This is a genomic window from Pseudanabaena sp. SR411 (assembly GCF_002251945.1).
Classification (GTDB): domain Bacteria; phylum Cyanobacteriota; class Cyanobacteriia; order Pseudanabaenales; family Pseudanabaenaceae; genus Pseudanabaena.
The window spans coordinates 1-20769 of the sequence record NZ_NDHW01000145.1 but is presented as its reverse complement, the minus strand read 5'-3'; the positions used below and the strand labels follow the sequence as shown (position 1 = coordinate 20769).

14 protein-coding genes and 2 pseudogenes are annotated in these 20769 nt (G+C 42.2%); 5 read left to right on the top strand and 11 right to left on the bottom strand.

Annotated features, from left to right (window positions below; all coding sequences use genetic code 11):
* The first annotated feature begins 68 nt into the window (after nt 1–68).
* Complete coding sequence (locus B9G53_RS15250; protein ID WP_094533773.1) at nt 69–4952, top strand: GAF domain-containing protein; 4884 nt, start codon at nt 69–71, stop codon at nt 4950–4952.
* Here B9G53_RS15250 and B9G53_RS15245 read toward each other — a convergent pair.
* The 4 genes from B9G53_RS15245 to B9G53_RS15230 all read right to left on the bottom strand — a co-directional run bounded on the left by B9G53_RS15245 (nt 4949) and on the right by B9G53_RS15230 (nt 9962).
* Nucleotides 4949–5914, bottom strand: coding sequence for an ABC transporter permease (locus B9G53_RS15245; protein WP_094533771.1), 966 nt, complete (start codon nt 5912–5914; stop codon nt 4949–4951). The two genes, B9G53_RS15250 and B9G53_RS15245, sit on opposite strands and share 4 nt — an antisense overlap.
* A 48-nt stretch (nt 5915–5962) precedes the next feature.
* Nucleotides 5963–7018 carry an ABC transporter permease gene (locus B9G53_RS15240; RefSeq protein ID WP_254923670.1) on the bottom strand — a complete coding sequence of 352 codons (1056 nt, stop codon included), beginning with the start codon at nt 7016–7018 and terminating at the stop codon, nt 5963–5965.
* A complete protein-coding gene (locus B9G53_RS15235; protein ID WP_094533769.1) occupies nt 7011–8546 on the bottom strand; it encodes an ABC transporter ATP-binding protein in 1536 nt (511 codons plus the stop codon). Before B9G53_RS15235 ends, B9G53_RS15240 begins: the two co-directional genes overlap by 8 nt.
* A gap of 141 nt (nt 8547–8687) precedes the next feature.
* Nucleotides 8688–9962: a BMP family protein gene (locus B9G53_RS15230; protein WP_094533767.1), complete on the bottom strand. Its 1275-nt coding sequence runs from the start codon at nt 9960–9962 to the stop codon at nt 8688–8690.
* A gap of 341 nt (nt 9963–10303) precedes the next feature.
* Between B9G53_RS15230 and B9G53_RS15225 the strand changes: the two genes are divergently transcribed.
* Together B9G53_RS15225 and purH are read left to right on the top strand one after the other, a co-directional pair.
* Entirely contained in the window at nt 10304–10978 is a 675-nt protein-coding gene (locus B9G53_RS15225; protein ID WP_094533765.1) for a glutathione S-transferase, read from the top strand.
* Nucleotides 10979–11176: 198 nt separating this feature from the next.
* On the top strand, nt 11177–12736 hold the full coding sequence (gene purH, locus B9G53_RS15220) for a bifunctional phosphoribosylaminoimidazolecarboxamide formyltransferase/IMP cyclohydrolase (protein WP_094533763.1): 1560 nt from the start codon (nt 11177–11179) through the stop codon (nt 12734–12736).
* Between the two features lie 68 nt (nt 12737–12804).
* Here the strand turns inward: purH and B9G53_RS15215 are convergent, their stop codons facing one another.
* Nucleotides 12805–13884, bottom strand: coding sequence for an Mrp/NBP35 family ATP-binding protein (locus B9G53_RS15215; RefSeq protein WP_094533761.1), 1080 nt, complete (start codon nt 13882–13884; stop codon nt 12805–12807).
* Nucleotides 13885–14262: 378 nt separating this feature from the next.
* Between B9G53_RS15215 and B9G53_RS15210 the strand changes: the two genes are divergently transcribed.
* Nucleotides 14263–14586 carry an STAS domain-containing protein gene (locus B9G53_RS15210; RefSeq protein ID WP_094533759.1) on the top strand — a complete coding sequence of 108 codons (324 nt, stop codon included), beginning with the start codon at nt 14263–14265 and terminating at the stop codon, nt 14584–14586.
* Between the two features lie 249 nt (nt 14587–14835).
* Here the strand turns inward: B9G53_RS15210 and B9G53_RS15205 are convergent, their stop codons facing one another.
* From B9G53_RS15205 to B9G53_RS15185, 5 genes are all read right to left on the bottom strand, one after another.
* Nucleotides 14836–15990 carry a PP2C family protein-serine/threonine phosphatase gene (locus B9G53_RS15205; protein ID WP_094533757.1) on the bottom strand — a complete coding sequence of 385 codons (1155 nt, stop codon included), beginning with the start codon at nt 15988–15990 and terminating at the stop codon, nt 14836–14838.
* A 29-nt stretch (nt 15991–16019) separates the two neighbouring features.
* Nucleotides 16020–16568: a photosystem II reaction center PsbP gene (gene psbP / locus B9G53_RS15200; protein WP_094533755.1), complete on the bottom strand. Its 549-nt coding sequence runs from the start codon at nt 16566–16568 to the stop codon at nt 16020–16022.
* A 278-nt stretch (nt 16569–16846) separates the two neighbouring features.
* Nucleotides 16847–18331: an Asp-tRNA(Asn)/Glu-tRNA(Gln) amidotransferase subunit GatB gene (gene gatB, locus B9G53_RS15195; protein ID WP_094533753.1), complete on the bottom strand. Its 1485-nt coding sequence runs from the start codon at nt 18329–18331 to the stop codon at nt 16847–16849.
* Between the two features lie 195 nt (nt 18332–18526).
* Nucleotides 18527–19174 (bottom strand): hypothetical protein, encoded by a 648-nt coding sequence (locus B9G53_RS15190; protein WP_094533751.1) that lies wholly within the window; start codon nt 19172–19174, stop codon nt 18527–18529.
* 7 nt (nt 19175–19181) lie between these two features.
* On the bottom strand, nt 19182–20078 hold the full coding sequence (locus B9G53_RS15185; protein ID WP_094533749.1) for a class II fructose-bisphosphate aldolase: 897 nt from the start codon (nt 20076–20078) through the stop codon (nt 19182–19184).
* A 175-nt stretch (nt 20079–20253) separates the two neighbouring features.
* Between B9G53_RS15185 and B9G53_RS29090 the strand changes: the two are divergent.
* Nucleotides 20254–20328, top strand: a pseudogene (locus tag B9G53_RS29090) (DUF4351 domain-containing protein); the annotation flags it as partial.
* A gap of 28 nt (nt 20329–20356) precedes the next feature.
* On the opposite strand, the pseudogene B9G53_RS15180 reads toward B9G53_RS29090, so the two are convergent.
* Nucleotides 20357–20635 (bottom strand): annotated as a pseudogene (locus B9G53_RS15180) (element excision factor XisI family protein); the annotation flags it as partial.
* Nucleotides 20636–20769 lie beyond the last annotated feature (134 nt).

The window sequence follows — 20769 nt, the reverse complement described above, 5'->3', positions numbered from 1 at the left end:
CTGGATTAAAAAATCTGCGTTAAAAACTCAGTACCAAAGTTTTATATAAAGTTAGTTTTGATCAAGCCATGCCTAATGCTAAAACTATTCTGATTGTGGATGATTTTGAAAGCGATCGCTTACTGTTTCGTCACTATATCGAATGTGATCTTAACAATAACTATCGTATTTTAGAAGCTGAAACCATTAATCAAGGATTAGAGCTATGGCGATCGCAAAACCCTGATATTACATTAGTTGACTTAAATCTGACTGATGGCAACGGACTAGTCTTGTTAGAAAGTATTCGAGAGCATATTCGAGGCAATACTAATGAGCAGGTGTTTGATCTCAAACTACCAGTAATCATTTTGACTGGGAATGAAGATGCAAGGAATGCGGTAAGCGCAATGCGGCTGGGAGCCTATGACTATCTAGTTAAGAATGATATTAACGAATTTTCTTTGCAACAGAGTATTCGGAGTTTACTAGAACGGTTGACTTTAATTAAGCAACTAGAGCAATCTCACAGACGAGAAACCTTAGTCTCACAAATAGCCTTAAATATTCGGCAATTTCTCAAGTTAGAAGAGATTTGTCAGACGGTAGTGCAAGAGGTCAGCAATTTTCTCAAAGTCGATCGCACAATTATTTATAAATTTTATGAAAATATGGAGCGGCGAATTATTGCTGAGTCAGTAGTTCCACCTTGGCAGTCTTGTTTAAACTTTGTCTCTGAAACTAGTTGCGTACATCCTTCCGAAGAACAGGTGAATGCATATTTAGATGGTCAGATTTTTGCCAATCCTGATATACAAAGAGCTAATCTTGCAGAATGCCATGTGCAGATGTTGGAGGGGTTTCAAGTTCGGGCTAATGTGATTGTACCAGTTGTATTAACTCAGGCTCTGAGTAATCACCCAACTTCTAATAAACCAATTCTCTGGGGATTGCTAATTGTTCATCAATGTTCAGCAAATCGTCATTGGGAAGAAGGAGAAATCCAATTACTTCAGCAAGTATCTGTACAATTAGCGATCGCCATTCAACAGGCGGAAATCCATCAAAACCTCCAGAATCTTAATAATTCTCTAGAGCAGCAAGTTCAAAAACGAACCTCTGAACTTCAAGATAGTAAACATAAGTTGAGTTCGATTATCAATGCGATTCCAGACATGCTCAACTTGGTGACAGTAGATGGCGTTTATCTAGAATCAAAACACCCTCAAACTTTTCATGACCTGATCCCTGCTGATATTGATCCTATTGGCAAAAATATTCAAGAAGTCTTATCACCAGAATCAGAAATTGCCACCAATCAACTTCAAGCAATTCAACAAGCCATTTCTACTGGAGAAATGCAAACTATTGAACAGACCTATGAAGTTGATGACGAGCTACACTATGAAGAAGTGCGCGTAGTTCCCTTACACGAAGATACTGCTGTGGTCGTTATCCGTGATGTTAGCGATCGCCGCCGTGCTGAAGCTTCACTGAAAGCCAGTGAGGAGAAATTCCAAAAAATAGCATTATCATCGCCTGGAATAATTCAAATTTTTGTGCAGCGTGCAGATGGCTCGGCTTACTTTGAATATTTAAGTTCAGGATTTGAAGAAATCAATGAGTTAAGCGTTTCACAAGTCCTTCAAGATCCTCATCTCTGTTTCGAGCAAACTCACTCTGATGATATTGCAGATCTGTGGGAAGCAGTGGGAATTAGTATGGAGAATTTATCGATTTTGCAGCATGAATGGAGAATCATTACCCCGTCAGGCAAAATTAAATGGCTACGATCTAATTTGCGCCCAGAACGACGTGAAAATGGAGATACGGCTTGGTACGGGATTGTTTCAGATATCAGCGATCGCAAGCAAACTGAAGAAAACTTAAAACTTCAATATCAACGCACAGAGATCCTTACAGAAGTCACGCTCAAAATTCGTCAGTCATTACAAATAGAAGAAATTCTCAAAACAACGGTTACAGAAATTCAAAGAATTCTCCAAGTAAATCGCGTATTTATAGTTCAACTTGAAGCTGATGGGGCAGGAAATATTTTACAGGAAACCGTAACTGAGCCGTTTAAGTCAGTTGGCAAACATATCAATCCGCCTTGTTTTCATGATGAATATTTTGAGAACTACTACAGAGATAGTTTCTTTAAAATTGATAATATTGATGCAGATAATATCCCTACCGATCATGCGGATTTCTTTCGTCAGTTCGATGTCAAAGCAAACATACTTATGCCAATCATTGAGTCTGATCATCAGCTATGGGGATTGCTAGTTGTTGATCAATGCGATCGCCCAAGACAATGGACTGATTTTGAGATCGATCTGCTGCAACAACTATCAAGCAAACTGGCGATCGCCATCACTCAAAGTCTACTGGTCGAAGCCTTACAAAAAAGTGAAGAACAGCGGAGGTTAGCAATTGATCTCAATCACATTGGCTGTTGGGATTTTGACATCGCGTCTGGTGAAGCTACATGGAATGAAAATCACTTTAAGTTGTTGGGACTAGACCCCAATAAAGTAGAAGGAAGTTATTCGACTTGGCGCGATCGCGTTCATCCAGATGATCTAGATTGGGTAGAAGATACGTTTAAAGCGTCTCTTAATAATCACACAAATTTAGAGATGGAATATCGGATTGTTTATCCAGATGGAGATGTTCGGTGGATTTTGACTAAGGCAAAAGAGGTTTGCGATTCATCGGGGAAAGCTATTCGCATGATTGGCATCATGATTGACACTAGCGATCGCAAACAGATAGAGATTGCTCTAGAGAAAGAATTAATTCGCAATAAAATGCTTTTAGATGATTCTTTTGATGGAATTTTAATCTTAGATGGTCTTGGGAATATTATTGAATGCAACTCAAGCTTCGCGACAATGATCGGCTGCACATTGGAAGAAATAGCCAGTCTGACTATTTATGATATTGATGTGAGATGGTCAAAAGAAGAATTAATGCGGGGCATTCAAGAATTCCAGACTGGTAAAAAATCTATGTTTGAAACTCGCTATCGTAAAAAGGATGGCTCGTTTTGCAATGTGGAAGTTAGTGCTAACTCTGTTGAATATGATGATGATGTGATCCAATTCTATATTTGCCGAGATATTACCCAACGCAAACTTGCTGAACAATCATTACAGGAGAGTATTCAGCGTGAGCAGATGCTTAACCAATTTATCCAAACAATTCGTAGCTCCCTTGATTTAAATATCGTCTTCAATTCGGCAACTAATGCGATCGCTAATTTATTAAATTTAAAACAAGCAGGTATAGTCCAATATATTGCTGAGCAAAGAGTTTGGAAATATATTACTGGCTTTCGAGATAATTCAGAAGTTTTCGATAGTATTGGTTTAGAAATTCCTGATCAAAATAATCCTTTTGCAGAAAGACTTAAACAAAAAGAGATTGTCCAAATTAATGATACTGATACAATCGAAGATCCCGTTAATAGTGAATTAGCGAAAAAAAAGTCTGGGGCTTGGCTACTGGTTCCAATCATTGTCAATGAAAAAATATGGGGTAGCTTTAGCTTACGCAAATATCAGAAAGGATATCTTTGGCAGGATGATGAAATTGTCCTAGCACAGACGATCGCCAATCAACTAGCGATCGCGATCCAACAAGTAAGCCTCTATCAACAACTACAACTAGAACTAACTGAACATCAACAAACGGAAATTGCCTTAGCCCATGCGAAGGAGCTAGCAGAATCCGCCAGCAAAGCTAAGAGTGAATTCCTTGCCAACATGAGCCATGAAATCCGCACCCCCATGAATGGGGTTCTTGGTATGGCTCAACTGCTATCTGCTACACCTTTAAAAGATGAACAAAAGAATTTTGTACAGATCATTTTGGATAGTGGAGATGCGCTGTTAACTGTAATTAATGACATTCTAGACTTCTCGAAGATTGAATCTGGAAATCTCCAGCTAGAACAGAAAGAATTTAACTTTAAAGACACGATGAATTATGTTTGTAAACTCTTAAGCAAACAGGCTTTTGACAAAAATATTAATCTGCAATGTAATATTGACAGCAATGCTCCAACTACAGTCTTAGGTGATAGCGCAAGACTACGACAGATATTGATCAACCTCGTTGGCAATGCGATTAAGTTTACTGAACAGGGCCACATTTCTATCGGCTATAGCTATAAGTTAATAGTAGCTAATACCTACGAATTTAGATTCTCAATCGCTGATACAGGTATCGGCATTGATAGCGATCGCATCGACAAGCTATTTAAACCCTTTACTCAAGCTGATGCTTCGATCAATCGTCAGTTTGGTGGCACGGGTTTGGGTTTAGCGATCTCTAAGCGACTTGTGGAGTTAATGGATGGAACGATCTGGGTAGAAAGCAGAGGTAAAGTTGCTGGAAACGCTCCATCAAATTGGGTGACTGAATATTCTGACGACAATTCCCAAGGTTCAACTTTCTACTTCACGATCATCTTACCAATAGTTGAGGCAAGTCAGACTAAGCAACCAGTTAATCAGCTTGGCTATTTGCTAACCCATCAGAAGAAACCGAATTTCGAGCATTTCCCCATCAATATATTGATAGTTGAAGATAATATTCTCAATCAAAAAATAGTTCTCCTGATGCTCCAAAAAATGGGTTTGCAAGCAGAGATTGTTAGTAATGGTAGTGAATGCGTGGAGATGCTCTGCAATCAAGAATCAAAGTTAACTTTTGACTTTATATTTATGGATGTGCAGATGCCTGTCATGGACGGACTGACCGCAACTAAAATAATTCGTCAAGCCTCATCTTCTGAAACTCGACCTTGGATTGTGGCGCTGACAGCCGACGCTTTACCAGAAGACTATAATACTTGTATCAACGCTGGAATGAATGACTACATCAGTAAGCCTATCAATATCAAACAGATCGAGCGATCGCTATTAAAATATATTAAAGAAAATAACGTGCGCTCCGTGATTTAGTCTTGATCAAATACCTTCCCCAATGATGCAGGTGGCGTAGTTCTGACTGTATTTAATATCCCTTGTTTAAGCGATCGCGGCAATGCTGATATTAAAAGATCAAGCCATTTTCCTGAAGTCAGCGCCAACATCAAAATCATCATCACAAAGGGAGCCGTATTAAATACCTGTGTCGGTACTTGAGGAATTGCACTTTGAGCCACGCTAGCTAAAGATTGCAAAATTCCGAATAGATAAGCTCCTAAGGCAACCCGCAGAGGGTTCCAGCCACCAAAAATGACGATCGCTAGAGCAATCCAACCATAACCCGCCGTGTGGCGATGACTCCATCCTGCTTTAAAATCCAACGAAAAAGCGGCTCCTGAGATGCCCATTAATGCACCACCAAGGAGGGTATAGATATAACGCATTTTGATTACATTAGTGCCTCTCGCAAAGGCTGCCGCGGGTTGTTCACCCACAGTTCGCAAGATTAAACCACCTTGAGTCCGATAGAAATAGAACCATGAACCGAGAATTAAAACATAGCTGCTATAAACTAACAAGTCACTCTGAAATAGCAATTTCCCTAAAATGGGAATATTCTCTAAAATAGGAATTCTAAAACTGGGAACCGTAATTCCCTCGACTCTCACAACAGGATTACCTAAAAAAGAAGACAAATCACTACACATTAATGCTAGTACAAACCCAATTGATACTTGCGATTGCTTGAGGGTAATTGCGCCAACTGCGACGACTAAAGCGATCGCTGCTCCCACCAGAGCCGCCGCTGCAAATCCTAAAAGCAAGCTATTAGAAAACTTGGCAACCGCAAAACCAGTCATCGCTGACATCAAGATTGTGCCTTCGGCGGATAGATTGATGACACCTGCGCGTTCTGTAATCGTTTCACCAATACTGGCAAAAATCAGAGGTGTCGAAGTGGCGATCGCTGTGGCAAGAATTGTGATGATGTCCATAGTTGTATGTCCTGATTAGTTGAATAGAGTAGGTGCTTCACACCTACTCTATTCTTTGGATAACTTAGCCAAACCTTCGCCAAGAATGGCAAACAAAAGCAATGCGCCCTGAATAATCCCAGAGAGTGAAGAATCTAAACTGAGGGATAGCGGTAATTCCAAACTACCAACATTGAGAGAACTAAATAGAAAAGCGATCGGCAAAATCAAGAAGGGATTGTAATTAATCAGCATGACTACTAGCAGTGCTAAAAATCCTAAATTACTGGAAATATTGGGGATAAGGCGATGAAACACTGCCACCACTTGCAAAGATCCAGCGATACCTGCTAAAGCGCCACAGATCACGAAACTGCTCATCATTTGGGCGATCGCAGGAATGCCCAACACATAGGCGGCGCGTAGATTATTACCCACGGCCTTGAGCTTCAAACCAAAGTAAGTCGCCTTAATCATCACAGCGGTTACAATCAGAGCGATTATGGCGATCGCTAAGGCGATCGGACTAAAGTCAGTATTGCCAACAGTTGGTAGAGAAAAAGCATCACTAAATGGCTCTGTGCCACTCATTGAGGCAACTCCCGATCGCTTCCAAGGACCAAAGACTAGATATAAAGCTAATCCTTGAGCCGTGAAGTTCATACCTAAACCTGCAAAAATCTCGCTGACCTTGCCATAGATATTCAACATTCCCGTCAGTAAGCCCCATATACCGCCACCGATAATTCCAGATAATATTGCTAAGGTAATGGCGATCGCAGGTGAAAACCCTTCAGGAATTAGCCTTAACAGGAATGTAGAAGCGATCGCCCCCGCCGTAATTTGACCTTCGATCCCTAGGTTATACAAACCTGCGGTGAAGGTAAAAATCAATCCACAGGCGGCAAGTAATAGAGGGCAGAGGGTGGAAATAACTCTCGCAAAGCGATCGCTGCTACCAAAAGCTCCATTCCACATTCCTACTGCTACTTGAAAGGGTGAGCCACTAGATAGCAAGATCACCCCAGCGATAAATAAGAGCGCAACCACAAAAGCCCCAATCCGAAAATAGACGACCTTGGGTAATTTCTTGAGAATCTGCAAATTATTCACAATACTAATCAAACTTCCCTCCGATCGCTTGACCGAGTTTATCAACTGTTAAGGTTTTAGCATCGATTGGTTGAGAAACTTTACCGCCGCAAAATACGAGAATGCGATCGCTATATTGCAAAATCTCATCAAGATCAGAAGAGATAAACAAAATACTCATGCCTTGTTCGCAGCGCTCCATCATCTGTTTCCAAATCCAGAGAGTCGATTCGATGTCTAGCCCTCTAGTTGGCTGTTCCATTAATAGTAAACTCAATTGATCTGGCAAGAGTGATATTTGGGTGCGTTGTTGATTACCTCCCGATAATTTCTCCACCCTAGTCGATGGTTTACCACGAATATTAAAAGTCTCGATCGCCTGATGTGTATATTTGCGAGTATCACTCCAATTGATCAAAAATCCAGCCTTAGATTTTGGATTAGATTTCGCATTAGATTGGCGCAACATAAAATGCTCATGGATTGATAGACCCCGAATCAAACCATCTTGCAAGCGATCGGCTGGCAAATAGCCAATTCCTGCCTTCAAGAAATTACGATAGGCGCGATTGGTCATATCCAAATCATTGAGGCAAATTTTGCCAGCTTTTGGCTTGAGTAAGCCCGCACAGGCAAGCAGCAATAACTGTTGTCCATTGCCTTCTAACCCTGCTAATCCAATAATCTCACCAGACTGCACAGTTAATTTGTCAATCTGTAAACTCAAGCGATCGCCATCAATTTGTAAATCCTGAATTACCAAAGCAGGGGCAGTCGGCTCTATGCTCGTTGCATGTTTGGCAGGTATGGCTAGCTCATGTCCAAACATCATTTCCACCAAGGAAGCCGCCAACTCGGCGGAATCGCGTCCCTTCACTTCCGCTTCCCCAATCACCGAACCTTGACGCATTACCATCAGGCGATCGCACAGTTCTTCCACATCTTCTAATTTATGCGACACAAAAATAATTGATTTCCCCTCGGATGCCAATTGTTTGACCGCTGTAAATAGAGCCTTTTTTTGGGAAGCAGAAATACCCGTGGTTGGTTCGTCTAAAATTAATGTCTTGACACCAAGGGACAAAAGCCGCAATATCTCTAGCTGTTGGCGCTCTCCTACAGTGAGATTCGATAGGCGATCGCTAGGATGTAAACCAAAGCCAAAAGTAGCCGACAGTTGCCGAAGTTCTTTAATGAGATCATGACGATTATTATTGTTAACCCTCTTTCTACCGATCTTTTTGCTTAAAGTGCTTCTCCCTGCCATGAAATTATCTAAAACAGATAGAGAAGGAAAATCTAAGGGATCTTGATGTAACATGCCAATCCCTGCACAGATGGCATCGGCAGGAGTTTTAATGTCAACTTCAGTTCCATCCAACAAAATCTTGCCAGCATCCTTAGTGATAAAGCCACTGAGAACTTTAGATAAAGTACTTTTCCCTGCCCCATTTTCGCCCAAGATCCCATAGACGCTTCCCGCCTCAACTGTCATTGAGATATCTTGATTTGCCTTGACATTACCAAATGATTTATAAATATGGCTAAGTTCAACTTTCATTTTTATCTCATGGTATCGAGGTCTTGCCAATAACCCCTTTCTATCTGCGTTTTAGAGTTTAGATCCCCCCCAGCCCCCCTTGTAAAGGGGGGAGAAGATATTCTTCCACCTTTACAAGGGGGATTGAGGGGGATCATTTATTTATTTACTTGCGCCTTCAATACCTTGCAACAAGCTGGTAAAGTACCAAATCTGCTGAGGAGTTGCCGTTTCGCCTTCCTTAAGAAAAGGAGTGCCATCCTGATAGTTCAGAGGTCCTTTAAAAAGATTGATACTGCGATCGCCTAAGCCGTTAATAAATTCCGTCAAGAACTTATCGCTTTCTGGAGTCAAGGCTTTGCCCTTCTCAAATCCTACTGCGGAAGTATCAGGATTATTTAAATCCTTCCAATTAGGCGCAGCAGCAATAAATTCTCCTGTAAATTTACCTTCCTTAGCTTTTTTAGTTTGATCAAGATAAGCGGGCCCCCAGTTGTAATAGGGAACACCAATACAAATTTCTGGAGCAACATTGCAACCAGTTTTGAGTCCATAATGCAGATATTTGACTTTCTTGCCAGCTTCAGCCGCTTTCTTGCCTTGTACTGCGACTTCAGGTGTGTCAATGCCACTCATCACCACATCAAAGCCACTGTTATAAAAGTCATCAGAGACTTTAGTGGGATCGAGAGTCTGCCCAGGAATATTGAACCAGAAGCCAATCCAGACCACCTTAAACTTCAAATCTTCAGGATTCTTTTTGCGGTAGGTTTGCCAGCAATACCTAGCACCCAAATAACTTGCCGAAACGAGTCTACGGGTTTCATCATTAATTAATGGCCCCACAAAACCGATTTTGCCTGTCTCCGAATTGAGCGCCGCCGCACATCCCGAAATCATGCGCCCATACTCGATTTGAGGCATGACATTACTAATGTTTGGCTGATTTTTAAAATTCTTTCCTTCTTTCCATGCATAGTCACCACTGGCATGAATGATTGAGACATTAGGATGCTTCTTCGCTGTTTCTAGGGCATCATCCTTAAAGTCATCGGAATTAAAAATGACTAATTTAGCACCTTTGGCAATCAGATCATCAGCTACTTGTGAAGCTTTGACGTTAGGGCGATCGCCTGGATTGACCTTATCTACATAGTCAAATTGAATACCTGATTGCTTCTCCATTACATATTTTGAGGCTTCGTAATGACCTTGGTTCCAACCAGAATCATTTTGTGGACCCACTAAAATCATTGCTGCTTTAAATTCTTTTGCTTCTGGAGAAGCTGTGGTTGCACCTGTGGTTGAGGCTGGAGAGGTTGATGCTGGAGTAGTTGGCGTACTATTACAGGCTCCAGTAAGTATTGCTCCTAATGCTGCGACCCATAGATTCTTGCCAGAGACTATAGAAGAAACTCTATTAGTGATTATTCCCATGAATTAATGCAGTTATATTTAGATATTTTATGGCTTTTTACTACTGTATTTAAGGCGATCACCTATTAGACAAAGGTATTACAAATCACAGTTTCTCGCGAACCATACAGGCTTTTTGAAAGTGTTGCCTTGCAACACTTTCAAAAAGCCTGTGGTTTGGTTTGAGTCGAAAAGAACAGTAGGATTGCTAAAGCGATGCAGAGTAAATTAAGACTTACGCAAAAACGACTTGAAACCAGCATTTCAACGTAGGGGCAATTCATGAATTACCCCTACATTTCGTTCTTTTGCGTCAGTCCTATAAATAATAATATAGGCTAATCTTATTTCTTCGGTAGGTTATGCATCTTCCCCTTCTTTATTCTTTCAGGCGTTGTCCTTATGCAATTCGCGCAAGAATGGCTCTTGCTTATGCAGATGTCAGCTATGAACTGAGAGAAGTCTCTTTAAAGAATAAACCTAGAGAAATGCTCGATATTTCGCCCAAGGGAACAACACCTGTGATGCAAATATTTAGCGGACAAGATTTTATAGTTTTGGAGGAAAGTCTCGATATTATGAATTGGGCGCTGCAACAGCATGATCCTCTCAATTGGCAAGATTTACCCGAACATTCTGTAGCGATCGCGCAACAGCTTATCCATACCAATGACCATGAATTTAAACGCGCCCTTGATCGCTATAAGTACCCAAACCGATTCCCTGAACGCTCGCAGGAAGATTATCGACAACAAGCGGAAGAGTTTCTCAAGGTTTTAGAACTTCAATTGCAAAAGCGATCGCCATCTGATGCAACTCATAGTTTTTTGATTAGCGATCGGCAAACCCTCGCTGATATTGCAATTTTCCCTTTTGTGAGGCAGCTTGCCTATGTAGATATAGATTGGTTTCTCTCAAGTTCTTATCTGCATTTGCAGCAATGGCTGAAATGGCATGAAACTAGTGAGCTATTTGAATTGGTGATGCAGAAGTTTCCAGTATGGACACCAGAACAAGCAGCGATCGTGATTACTTAATCAAAGAGACGCTTCGCGTCTCTTTGATATTCAAACGAGCCATAAGGGAACTTTTGAAAGCGTTGCTTTGCAACGCTTTCAAAAGTTCCCTTGGTTTGGATTTGGGCGCAAAGCGCTGTAATATGCGATAAAATATCTTAGGAAGTTGACAAGGCAAAGCTTTGCCAAACTCCCATAATGAATATGGAGCTAAATAGTATGAAACCCCTTGCCCTTTTGAGTGTTTCTGACAAAACAGGACTACTCGACCTTGCCCGCGAACTATCGACCACCTATAATTTCCAACTAATCAGTAGTGGTGGAACTGCCAAGGCACTCAAGGCGGCTGAGCTTGAAGTTACTAAGGTTTCTGACTATACAGGCGCACCTGAGATTTTAGGTGGACGAGTGAAAACCTTGCATCCACGGATTCATGGGGGCATTCTAGCCAGACTTGATCTACCAGAACATCAGCAAGACTTAGCTGATAACGAGATTCAACCGATTCGGATTGTGGTGGTTAACCTCTATCCATTTACGGAAACGATCGCTAAGCCTAATGTCACCCTTGAAGACGCGATCGAGAATATTGATATTGGTGGTCCAACGCTGATTCGCGCCTCGGCAAAGAATTATAATCACGTTGCTGTATTGTCTAGTCCTAGCCAATATGCAGAGTTTCTAGCAGAGTTAAAAGCCAACAATGGTGAAACTACCCTAGAGTTTCGCAAGAAACTGGCGATCGCTGCTTTTCAACATACACAGTCCTACGACAAAGCGATCGCTGAGTATTTAGAAAATGAGCAGAAAGCAGAACAGGAGCCAATCAATAAGCTCGCTTCTTCCTATACTTTGCTATGCAACAATCCTAAGCCCCTACGTTATGGCGAAAACCCCCATCAACCTGCGACATGGTATCAAGTAGGTGCAACACCCAAAGGCTGGTCAGCCGCCCAACAACTGCAAGGCAAAGAACTCAGTTTCAATAACTTACTCGATCTCGAAGCAGCCCGCAGTATCATCGCTGAATTTAGCGACGATTTGCCCTGTGCGGTGATCATTAAGCATAACAACCCCTGTGGAGTAGCGATCGCCTCCACCATTGCGGAAGCTTATCAAAAAGCCTTTGAAGCAGATGCTACTTCTGCATTTGGTGGTATCGTCGCCCTCAATCGTCCGATTGATGAAGAAACTGCTAATCTTTTGAACAAGACATTTTTAGAATGTGTGGTTGCTCCTGCCTGTGTTCCCAGTGTCGCAGCGATTCTGGGTAAAAAACAAAATTTGCGAGTTTTGGTTCTATCTGATCTGAAGCATGGTTCCCATGAAACCGTGAAGACGATCGCTGGGGGAATGTTAGTCCAGAGATCCGACGATGAAGCGGTCAATCCTGATTCATGGAAAATGGTTACCCAAAAGCAACCAACTCCTGAGCAGTTGCAGGAACTAATTTTTGCTTGGAAAGTTAGTCGTCATGTCAAATCCAATGCGATCGCGATTACCAAAGACTGCACTACCATCGGCATTGGTTCTGGTCAAACTAACCGCATCGGCTCAGCCAAAATTGCACTAGAGCAAGCAGGAGACAAAGCGCAGGGAGCATTCCTCGCGAGTGACGGCTTCTTCCCCTTTGATGACTCTGTTCGCACTGCTGCATCCGCAGGAATTGTAGCGATCGTCCAACCAGGAGGAAGTATGCGCGATGCCGATTCGATCAAGGCGGCTGATGAGCTTGGCTTAGTTATGGTATTTACAGGGCTTCGCCATTTCTTACATTAAAACTTGCGCCCCACGGGGTCGCAAATTTTAATTAAGATAAGTGGCGGCGCGAAGCGCCGCCACTTATCTTAATTAGCTTGAACTTTAGCTGCGATCGCTTTTGCAATCTCCCTTAAAGCTTTAGCCGAGGCAGACTCAGGATGACCTAACACAATTGGGACACCGCGATCGCCACCTTCGCGCAGACCAATTTCTAGCGGTACACAACCGAGTAAATCCACGCCTAGCTCATCGGAGGTTTTTTTGCCGCCCCCAGAGCCAAAAATGTCGTATTGGCGATCGGGCAGATCGGGCGGGATGAAATAACTCATATTCTCGACAATGCCCAAGACAGGAATACCCATGTTTTGAAACATTTTTAAACCTTTGCGCGAGTCTAAGAGTGAAACAGTCTGTGGGGTTGTTACGATTACGGCTCCTGCGAGAGGTACTGACTGCGTGAGCGTCAACTGCGCGTCTCCAGTCCCAGGGGGCATATCCACAATTAAATAATCAAGTTCGCCCCAGTTTGCCTGATAGAGAAACTGACGAATCACACCATTGAGCATGGGACCACGCCAAACCACAGGCTGATCCTTGGCAATCAAAAATGCCATTGAGATCATTTTCACCCCATAGTTAAAGGCTGGCTCCACCACATCTGCGCCATTTTCCGCTTTTACTACTTTGACTTGAGCAGCCTCCATACCCAGCATTACAGGTACATTCGGTCCGTAGATATCTGCGTCGAGAATGCCGACCTTTGCGCCCATGTCCGCCAGAGCCACAGCAACATTTACTGCTACTGAGGTTTTACCCACACCGCCTTTGCCACTGGAAATCGCAAGGACATACTTTACGCCCTCAATACCTTGCAAAGCGTTTGTCGGTGGTACAGGTGTTGCCACAACGGGGCTATCGGCAATTACCTTGACCCAAACATCGGTGACAGAGGCGATCGCCTTAATCGCGTCTTTACATTCTTGGATTAAAGGATCGCGTTTAGGACTATTGGGATCGTTCAGCAACAAAGTGAAACTGACCACCCCATTGGACTTAATGGCGATATCGCGCACCATATTTAGTTCGATAATGCTTTTTTGGCGATCAGGATCGACAATAGGATTTAATACGTTTTGGATCGCTTGCAAATCGGGTAAATCAGCCATAGATTTATAGAGTTCAAAATTAAAAAATTGCTTAATACTGCCAAGATTTCATTAAAGCCCAAATAAGAGCAAAAATAATCGATAAAGATTTATGCTTATGAAGAAACTTCCCTTTAATACCAATTCACAAAAGTGTAAGGGCTTCGCCGTAAAATAAGGAACCGATTTATGATGGCGAAGTTTCGCCGCGATATCACAAATCGGGTTGTTTATTAAATTGCAGAACCCTGACAACAATTTTGTGAATTAAAAATCAAATCCAGTAAGGGTTTTAAAAACACAAAACCGCGTAGCATTCTGTGTTTTGGTATAAGACTTGATCGCTAATCATTATTTCTGCAATTCTCAAACTAAATCTTTAAAGCCAAGAAAAAATCAATGAGTAATCAAGTAAAAGTTATACAGCCTTCAGGAAGGTTGGATGTCACAACTGCGGCTGATTTTCGTCGCCAAGTTAATGATATTGCCTCAGTCCCAACTCCTCCAAAATATTTATTAGTTGATCTACAAGAGATTACTTTTATGGATAGTTCTGGATTAGGTGCATTAGTCTCAGCTCTCAAGGCAATCCGTAACAGTGATGGGGATATGGTGATTTGTGGTGCTAACGATCAAGTTCAAATGCTATTTGAACTTACTAGCATGACCAAGATTTTTAAAATCTATCCAACCGTTGACGAATTTAATGCAACCTTAAATTAAATATATTTATAGCAATATAGCTATAGCCACCTGTATCAGGACAAATCAAAACCCAAATAGTGTGAGGCGGCGCAAAGCGCCGCCTCACACTATTTGGGTTTTATGTCCTAACAAGAATGGCTATAGCTATAGCAGCCGACAATTGTGTTAGGACGTAATCAAAACCCAATAGGAGAAAGGCGGCGCTTCGCACCGCCTTTCTCCTATTGGGTTAGAAAGTAGGTGGGCGCTTTGCGCCCACCTACTTTCTTAAATGTGAAACTCGACTTCTAATAGCGATAAATCATCTTCAAAAGGACGATTATTAGCTGCGGCTTTAACGCAGGTTAATATATGCTCAATGCGCGAATGGCGATCGCTGGGAATCCTGATAAATGTATCAATCAAAGCATTAAATCCCCAAATACTGTCATTCTCTTGAGGAATCTCGTAAACCCCATCGCTAAATAGATATAACCTGCTACTAGTATCAATCTCACAAACTTGCTCTTGATAGTCAATATCAGGCATCATGCCAATGGGTAATCCAGCAGTTTTTAGTAACTTGATTTTAGGGATTTCTTGATTAGAAATTAGTACCGCAGGAGGATGTCCACCACTAGCATAAACTAATGTGTGGGTGCGCTTATCATATACGCCATACCAGATCGTAAAGTACATTTCATTATGTACAGCCATCTGAAAAGTATTATTGAGATCACTTAATACTTCACTAGGATTATAAAAATTAGTTGTGTCTTGCGATGTTCTACTCCGTCTTAAGCTACGAGTACGCATCAGATTTAAAACTGATACTGATAAAAGGGCCGAGCCAACTCCATGCCCTGAGACATCTAGTAAATAAAGGGCTAGATGGTCACTATCTAGCCAAAAATAGTCGAAGCTATCACCGCCAAGCTGTGTCGATGGCAAAAAACTAGACTGAATCGACACATCACCTTCGAGTGGTGCAGGCAAAAGCGATCGCACATATTGCGAAGCTTGAGCTAACTCTTGTTCGATTAATCTCTTTTGCCTTTGGATTTCTTCGGTGGCTTGATAAAGTCTTAGCCCTGCTCTTACCCTTGCGCGTAACTCGTTAATGCGGGGCGGCTTGCCTAAAAAGTCATCTGCACCCATGTCTAAACCGCGCACCAAGTCACCTTCTTGGTCACGGGCTGTTAGCAAAATTAGATAGATGTTAGCTAAGTCAGGGTTGCTCTTTACCTGACGACATACCTCTAGACCATCAATGATCGGCATCATCCAATCGCAAATGATTAAAGATGGATGCATTTCCCTCGCCTTAGCTAAACCCTCTTGCCCATCCTTAGCAACAATCACATCATAGCCTTGACTCTTGAGAAACCTCTGAAGAGTCATCCTGATCGTAGGATCATCATCAATGACGAGAATTTGAAGCATATTGTCCAAGCTTACAAAGATATGTGTTGCTATTCGTCAATGGTGAAAGATTTGGCAACTCTAGCGAACAAATCTTTGACTTTGTCCCAACGTCTTTCGGAACTAGAAATACTAAGGGTATAAAGATTGCCACGATTTGTAGATACAGTTACAAGATCATGGCGAGGTTCGCCTTGTAAGCGCTGAACTGCATACTCAAAAATGTAATAGTTGCGATCACCCGATTCTTTCTGAGTCGCACTAAGCAACTTTGCCTGACGACCAGAACCTTCTGGCGCAACGACACGTTGCTGCACCCGCAAACCGATCGCCTCAGGCTCACCAATCTCTTCAAGGGTTTTCACTGTTTCGAGCTTACTAATCGCAACCGATACATTTTCTGAAGGCTCAATAATGTCGTGAAACAAAATATCGATCGCCGAATTACCTTTAGTTTCTGTCCAGCCATTGGGATATAAAAATCTATAGCCATCTTTACTATCTGCAAATGGCACAAGTCCACTGGTGGGTGTACTAGCACAACTGGTAAGAAACAGAGAAAAGACCACAAGTAAGATAGAAACAGCGCGTTTAAGCATGATTAAAGGGATTAAATAAAATAAATAGCAAAAAATTCAACAAAAAATATTGGAATATCTTATCAAGAATAGTCAGAGCAGCCTAATCACGGCTACTTTGCAAGACTTACCTATACCAGAATACAGTACCTTGCCTTCTAGTGAATCATTACCTAAAAAGATGAGATGTGGCGCTGTGTGCCACATCTCACCCAACATTTTCTGAGACTTTTTAAAATTGTGGTTCACCACAATTTTAAAAAGTCTCTTGGTTTAAATGACATCACTTTGCGCTGTAATTACGCCGAGGCACTTAACTTATCAGCAATCAATTTATTGGTTGATTGGGGTTCGGCACGTCCTTGGGTTTTCTTCATTGTTTGTCCGACAAAGAAGCCTAATAGCTTAGTTTTTCCAGCTTTGTATTGTTCTACTTCCTTGGGATTAGCAGCAATAATCTCATCAATGATTTTCTCCAATTCTGCACCAGCGAGGACAGTTAAGCCTTTAGCTGCCACAAGATCTTTGACTGAGCCACCTTTGACAATCAGTTCAGGTAAGATATCCTTCGCAATTTTGCTGCTGATTGTACCGTCGGAAATTAGACCGATCATTTCGCCTAATATCGTAGGCTTAAGGGCAATATCGGCGATCTTGAGCTTGTTCTCATTGAGATAGGCGGTAATGTCGCCCATCACCCAGTTAAAGACTTGCTTGGGTTCTGCACCTGTGAGGATCGTCGCATCAAAGAACTCGGCAATACTGCGATCGTCGGCAATTAGCGCTGCATCATAGGGAGTTAGTCCAAACTCTTCTCGATAGCGTTGACGATGAGACGCTGGTAGGGTGGGAAGCTCGGAACGATATCGCGCTAACGTAGTCGTGGGAACCTCGATCGCCATGAGATCAGGCTCAGGAAAATAGCGATAATCGCTGGCTCCTTCCTTAGAACGCATACTGATTGTGCGTTGAGAATTTTCTTCCCAAAGGCGAGTTTCTTGTTTAATGGTTTCATTACCAGTTTCAAGAGCTTCTATTTGACGATTAATTTCAAAATCGATCGCTCTTTGAATGGCATTAAAGGAGTTCATGTTTTTGATTTCTACCTTTGTGCCAAATTTCTCTTGACCGACTGGGCGCACAGAGATATTTACATCACAACGAAGCGAGCCTTCTTGCATGTTGCCATCGCAAACACCCAGATAGCGCATAATCCGCCGTAGTTCTTGAGCATAGGCGGCGGCTTCTGCACCCGATCGCATATCTGGTTCGGATACAATTTCGCACAGGGGGACACCTGTACGGTTATAGTCTACTAAGGAGTGGCTAGAACCTGAGAGGCGATCGCTACCACCATGCACCAATTTACCTGCATCCTCTTCCATATGCAGACGGGTAATGCCGATGCGCTTAGTACTGCCATCTTCTAATTGAATTTCGAGCCAGCCATGCTCAGCGATCGGTAAGTCGTATTGGGAAACTTGATAGTTTTTGGGAAGATCGGGATAAAAATATTGTTTGCGATCGAATTTACTGTGGGGCGCAATTTGGCAATTTAGGGCTAGTCCAGCTTTGACGGCATATTCCAACACTTTTTCGTTAAGAACGGGCAGTACCCCCGGCATTCCCAGACAGACAGGACAAACATTGGTATTGGGGGTGGAGCCAAACTGGGTTGAGCAGTTACAAAAGATTTTGGAGTTTGTGGTCAACTGGCAGTGGGTTTCTAAACCAATGACGGCTTCGTATTGTGTCTTGGTTTTAGTCGGGGCGTTTGCAGTCATAACGTATGCGTTTAGGCGAAGTATTGGAGAAGATATTACAGGGCTTTGCGTTTAAACCCAAACCAAGGAAATTTTTGAAAGCGTTGTTTCACAACGCTTTCAAAAATTTCTTTATGGTTAGTTTGTATTGCAATTGCTGTAGGTAGCAGATCTAGTATAAATCCTAGCACTATGGGATGAATGCCTTGGGCGACATCACCTTGCAAAACAATAAATAATGAGAGTCACGAAAGCCACAAAAGCCCATACAAAAGCTAGCACTGTCGCGATCGTCACCCCAAATAGGAATAATGGATTGGTTAAAAGCATCGCTTGGGCTGTCAAAGCTAAAAGTTCTTGAGATTCACTCATCAGAGACTTTAGCTCTCTTAATTGCTTGGCTAGCAGAAACCAATCTCGCAATTTTTTACCGATCGCAAATATGAAGCCGATACTTTTACCAAAGGAAGATTTGCCAGCCGCCTGTCCTAGCTTCTCCTGAGAATTTGCTAGTACTCTGTCATGAGCGTCATAGAATTCTGCGAATTTACCTTTACCTGTTTGAAAGAAAGTGACGATTTTTTCAGGTAATCCGATCACTTCTTTCAAGGTTGAGTATAGATTTTTGAGGGTATAAGAAGGGAAACAAATAATCAGAGTAATGATTAGAGTCCAAACAATACCTACATTAAATTTATGCCAAACAAAGAAAGCTAACCAAGCCGCAGAAATAAGATTGATAACCAGTAAAACGATAATACTGTTAATAGATTGAGAAGCAATTTTGACTGGAATCTGAAGAGATTCGAGCAATATATTTTTAAATTTGTCTAATTGTAATTGGTTTTCTGGTTGACTGTTCATGACTTTTTTATTGATAGGCTTGGCTAGATAACATTGCGGCGTAGGGTGTGTCATGTAAATGGGCTTTACCTACGGAACCAAAGAGGCTGAGCTTTTCGGTGATCACTTCTTGCATGGCAGCGATCGCTTCACCTGCGATCTCTAACAAGTCCTTGGGACTATCGCCACAGATTTCTAATTTCAGGGCTTGCATATAGGCTTGGCGGACTTCTGTATTCACGTTAAATTTGCAGACTCCCAATTGAATCGATCTCTGGATCATTTCCGCAGGTAACCCCGATGCACCATGCAGAACTAAGGGAATGTCAACTAGGTTACGGATTTTTTCGAGACGATCAAAATCAAGACGGGGTGGGCTTTTATATTCGCCATGTACGTTTCCGATGGTGACGGCGATCGCATCAACTTTGGTTTGCTGCACAAATTCCAAGGCTTGGATGGGATCGGTCATTTTGGCTTCTTTTTCGGCGATCGTCAGTCCATCTTCAGTTCCACTAATTCTGCCAATTTCGGCTTCGACAACAGCATGGAATTTGTGGGAAAGAGCGGTCATGTCTCTCGTAAATTTTAAATTCTCTTTGTAGGACATAGGTGAGCCATCCGCCATAATTGACCGCACGCCTGCATCTAGCGCCAAGCGAATATCGCCAGCGGAAGTGCTGTGATCGAGGTGAATGGAGATTGGTACTTTGGCAAATTTGGCGGCTTCGATGCACAATTTGACTAGGGGAAGTTTGCCATAGATGAGGGCGCTAGGGTGTAGTTGCAGCATGGCGGGACTGCGACTAATTTCGGCGGCGTTGACTACGGCTTTTACGCCTTCTAAGTTGTAAATGTTAAAGGCTCCGATCGCATAGGAGTTGCGGCGGGCGGTTTCTAGAAGTTCTTTAGTCGAACTTAGCATGGTGGCTTGGGTTTAAAACGTTTGATCAGTAAGTCGAGGCTTGCTGATCATAATCCTTTTTAGGCTTGTTTACGATTGGGCATATCTATGCAACTTAAAAAATTCACTTTTAGAATTGCAGCAACTATTTGGCAAGTCAATTCCATTCAAGTACAACCTCAAGAGTTAGCGTTTAGAGAGTCTGGCGGAGGCGATTTTGGATTTTGAGAGTATTGCTGATTTGGAGCTTTGGTTTAGCAAGAAGAAGTAGTTGCTTATTGATTCCTTATCCAATTGATCTAATTTCTAAAAGGAATTGACTCAACTATTGCATTTTGTTTTTTGACAGCTACTAATTCACGGATACGAGGTGATTGTATTCCTAGCACCATGTCGTCTTCGGGTATGCCTCTAGCAATGAGTTCTTGATCGACAAATACTTCAGTACAGTTATGTTGTAGCCAAACTTTGTTATCAATAATGTCAATCTGCATAGGACAGCCGTAAATTCGCCGAGCGCCTTGCCAACCAACATGAACTAACAAATAGCGATCGCGTTTTTCATCAAATACTAATTCAGCAGTAACGGTTTCCGCTCATCTAGGGAAATAGGTGGAAGGAGGAAAAAGAAGACGACGCAGGAAGTCAAAATCAATCCAACGTAGATTGTATGACCACTCAAACATGGCTACATAGAGATACAAATACTTTT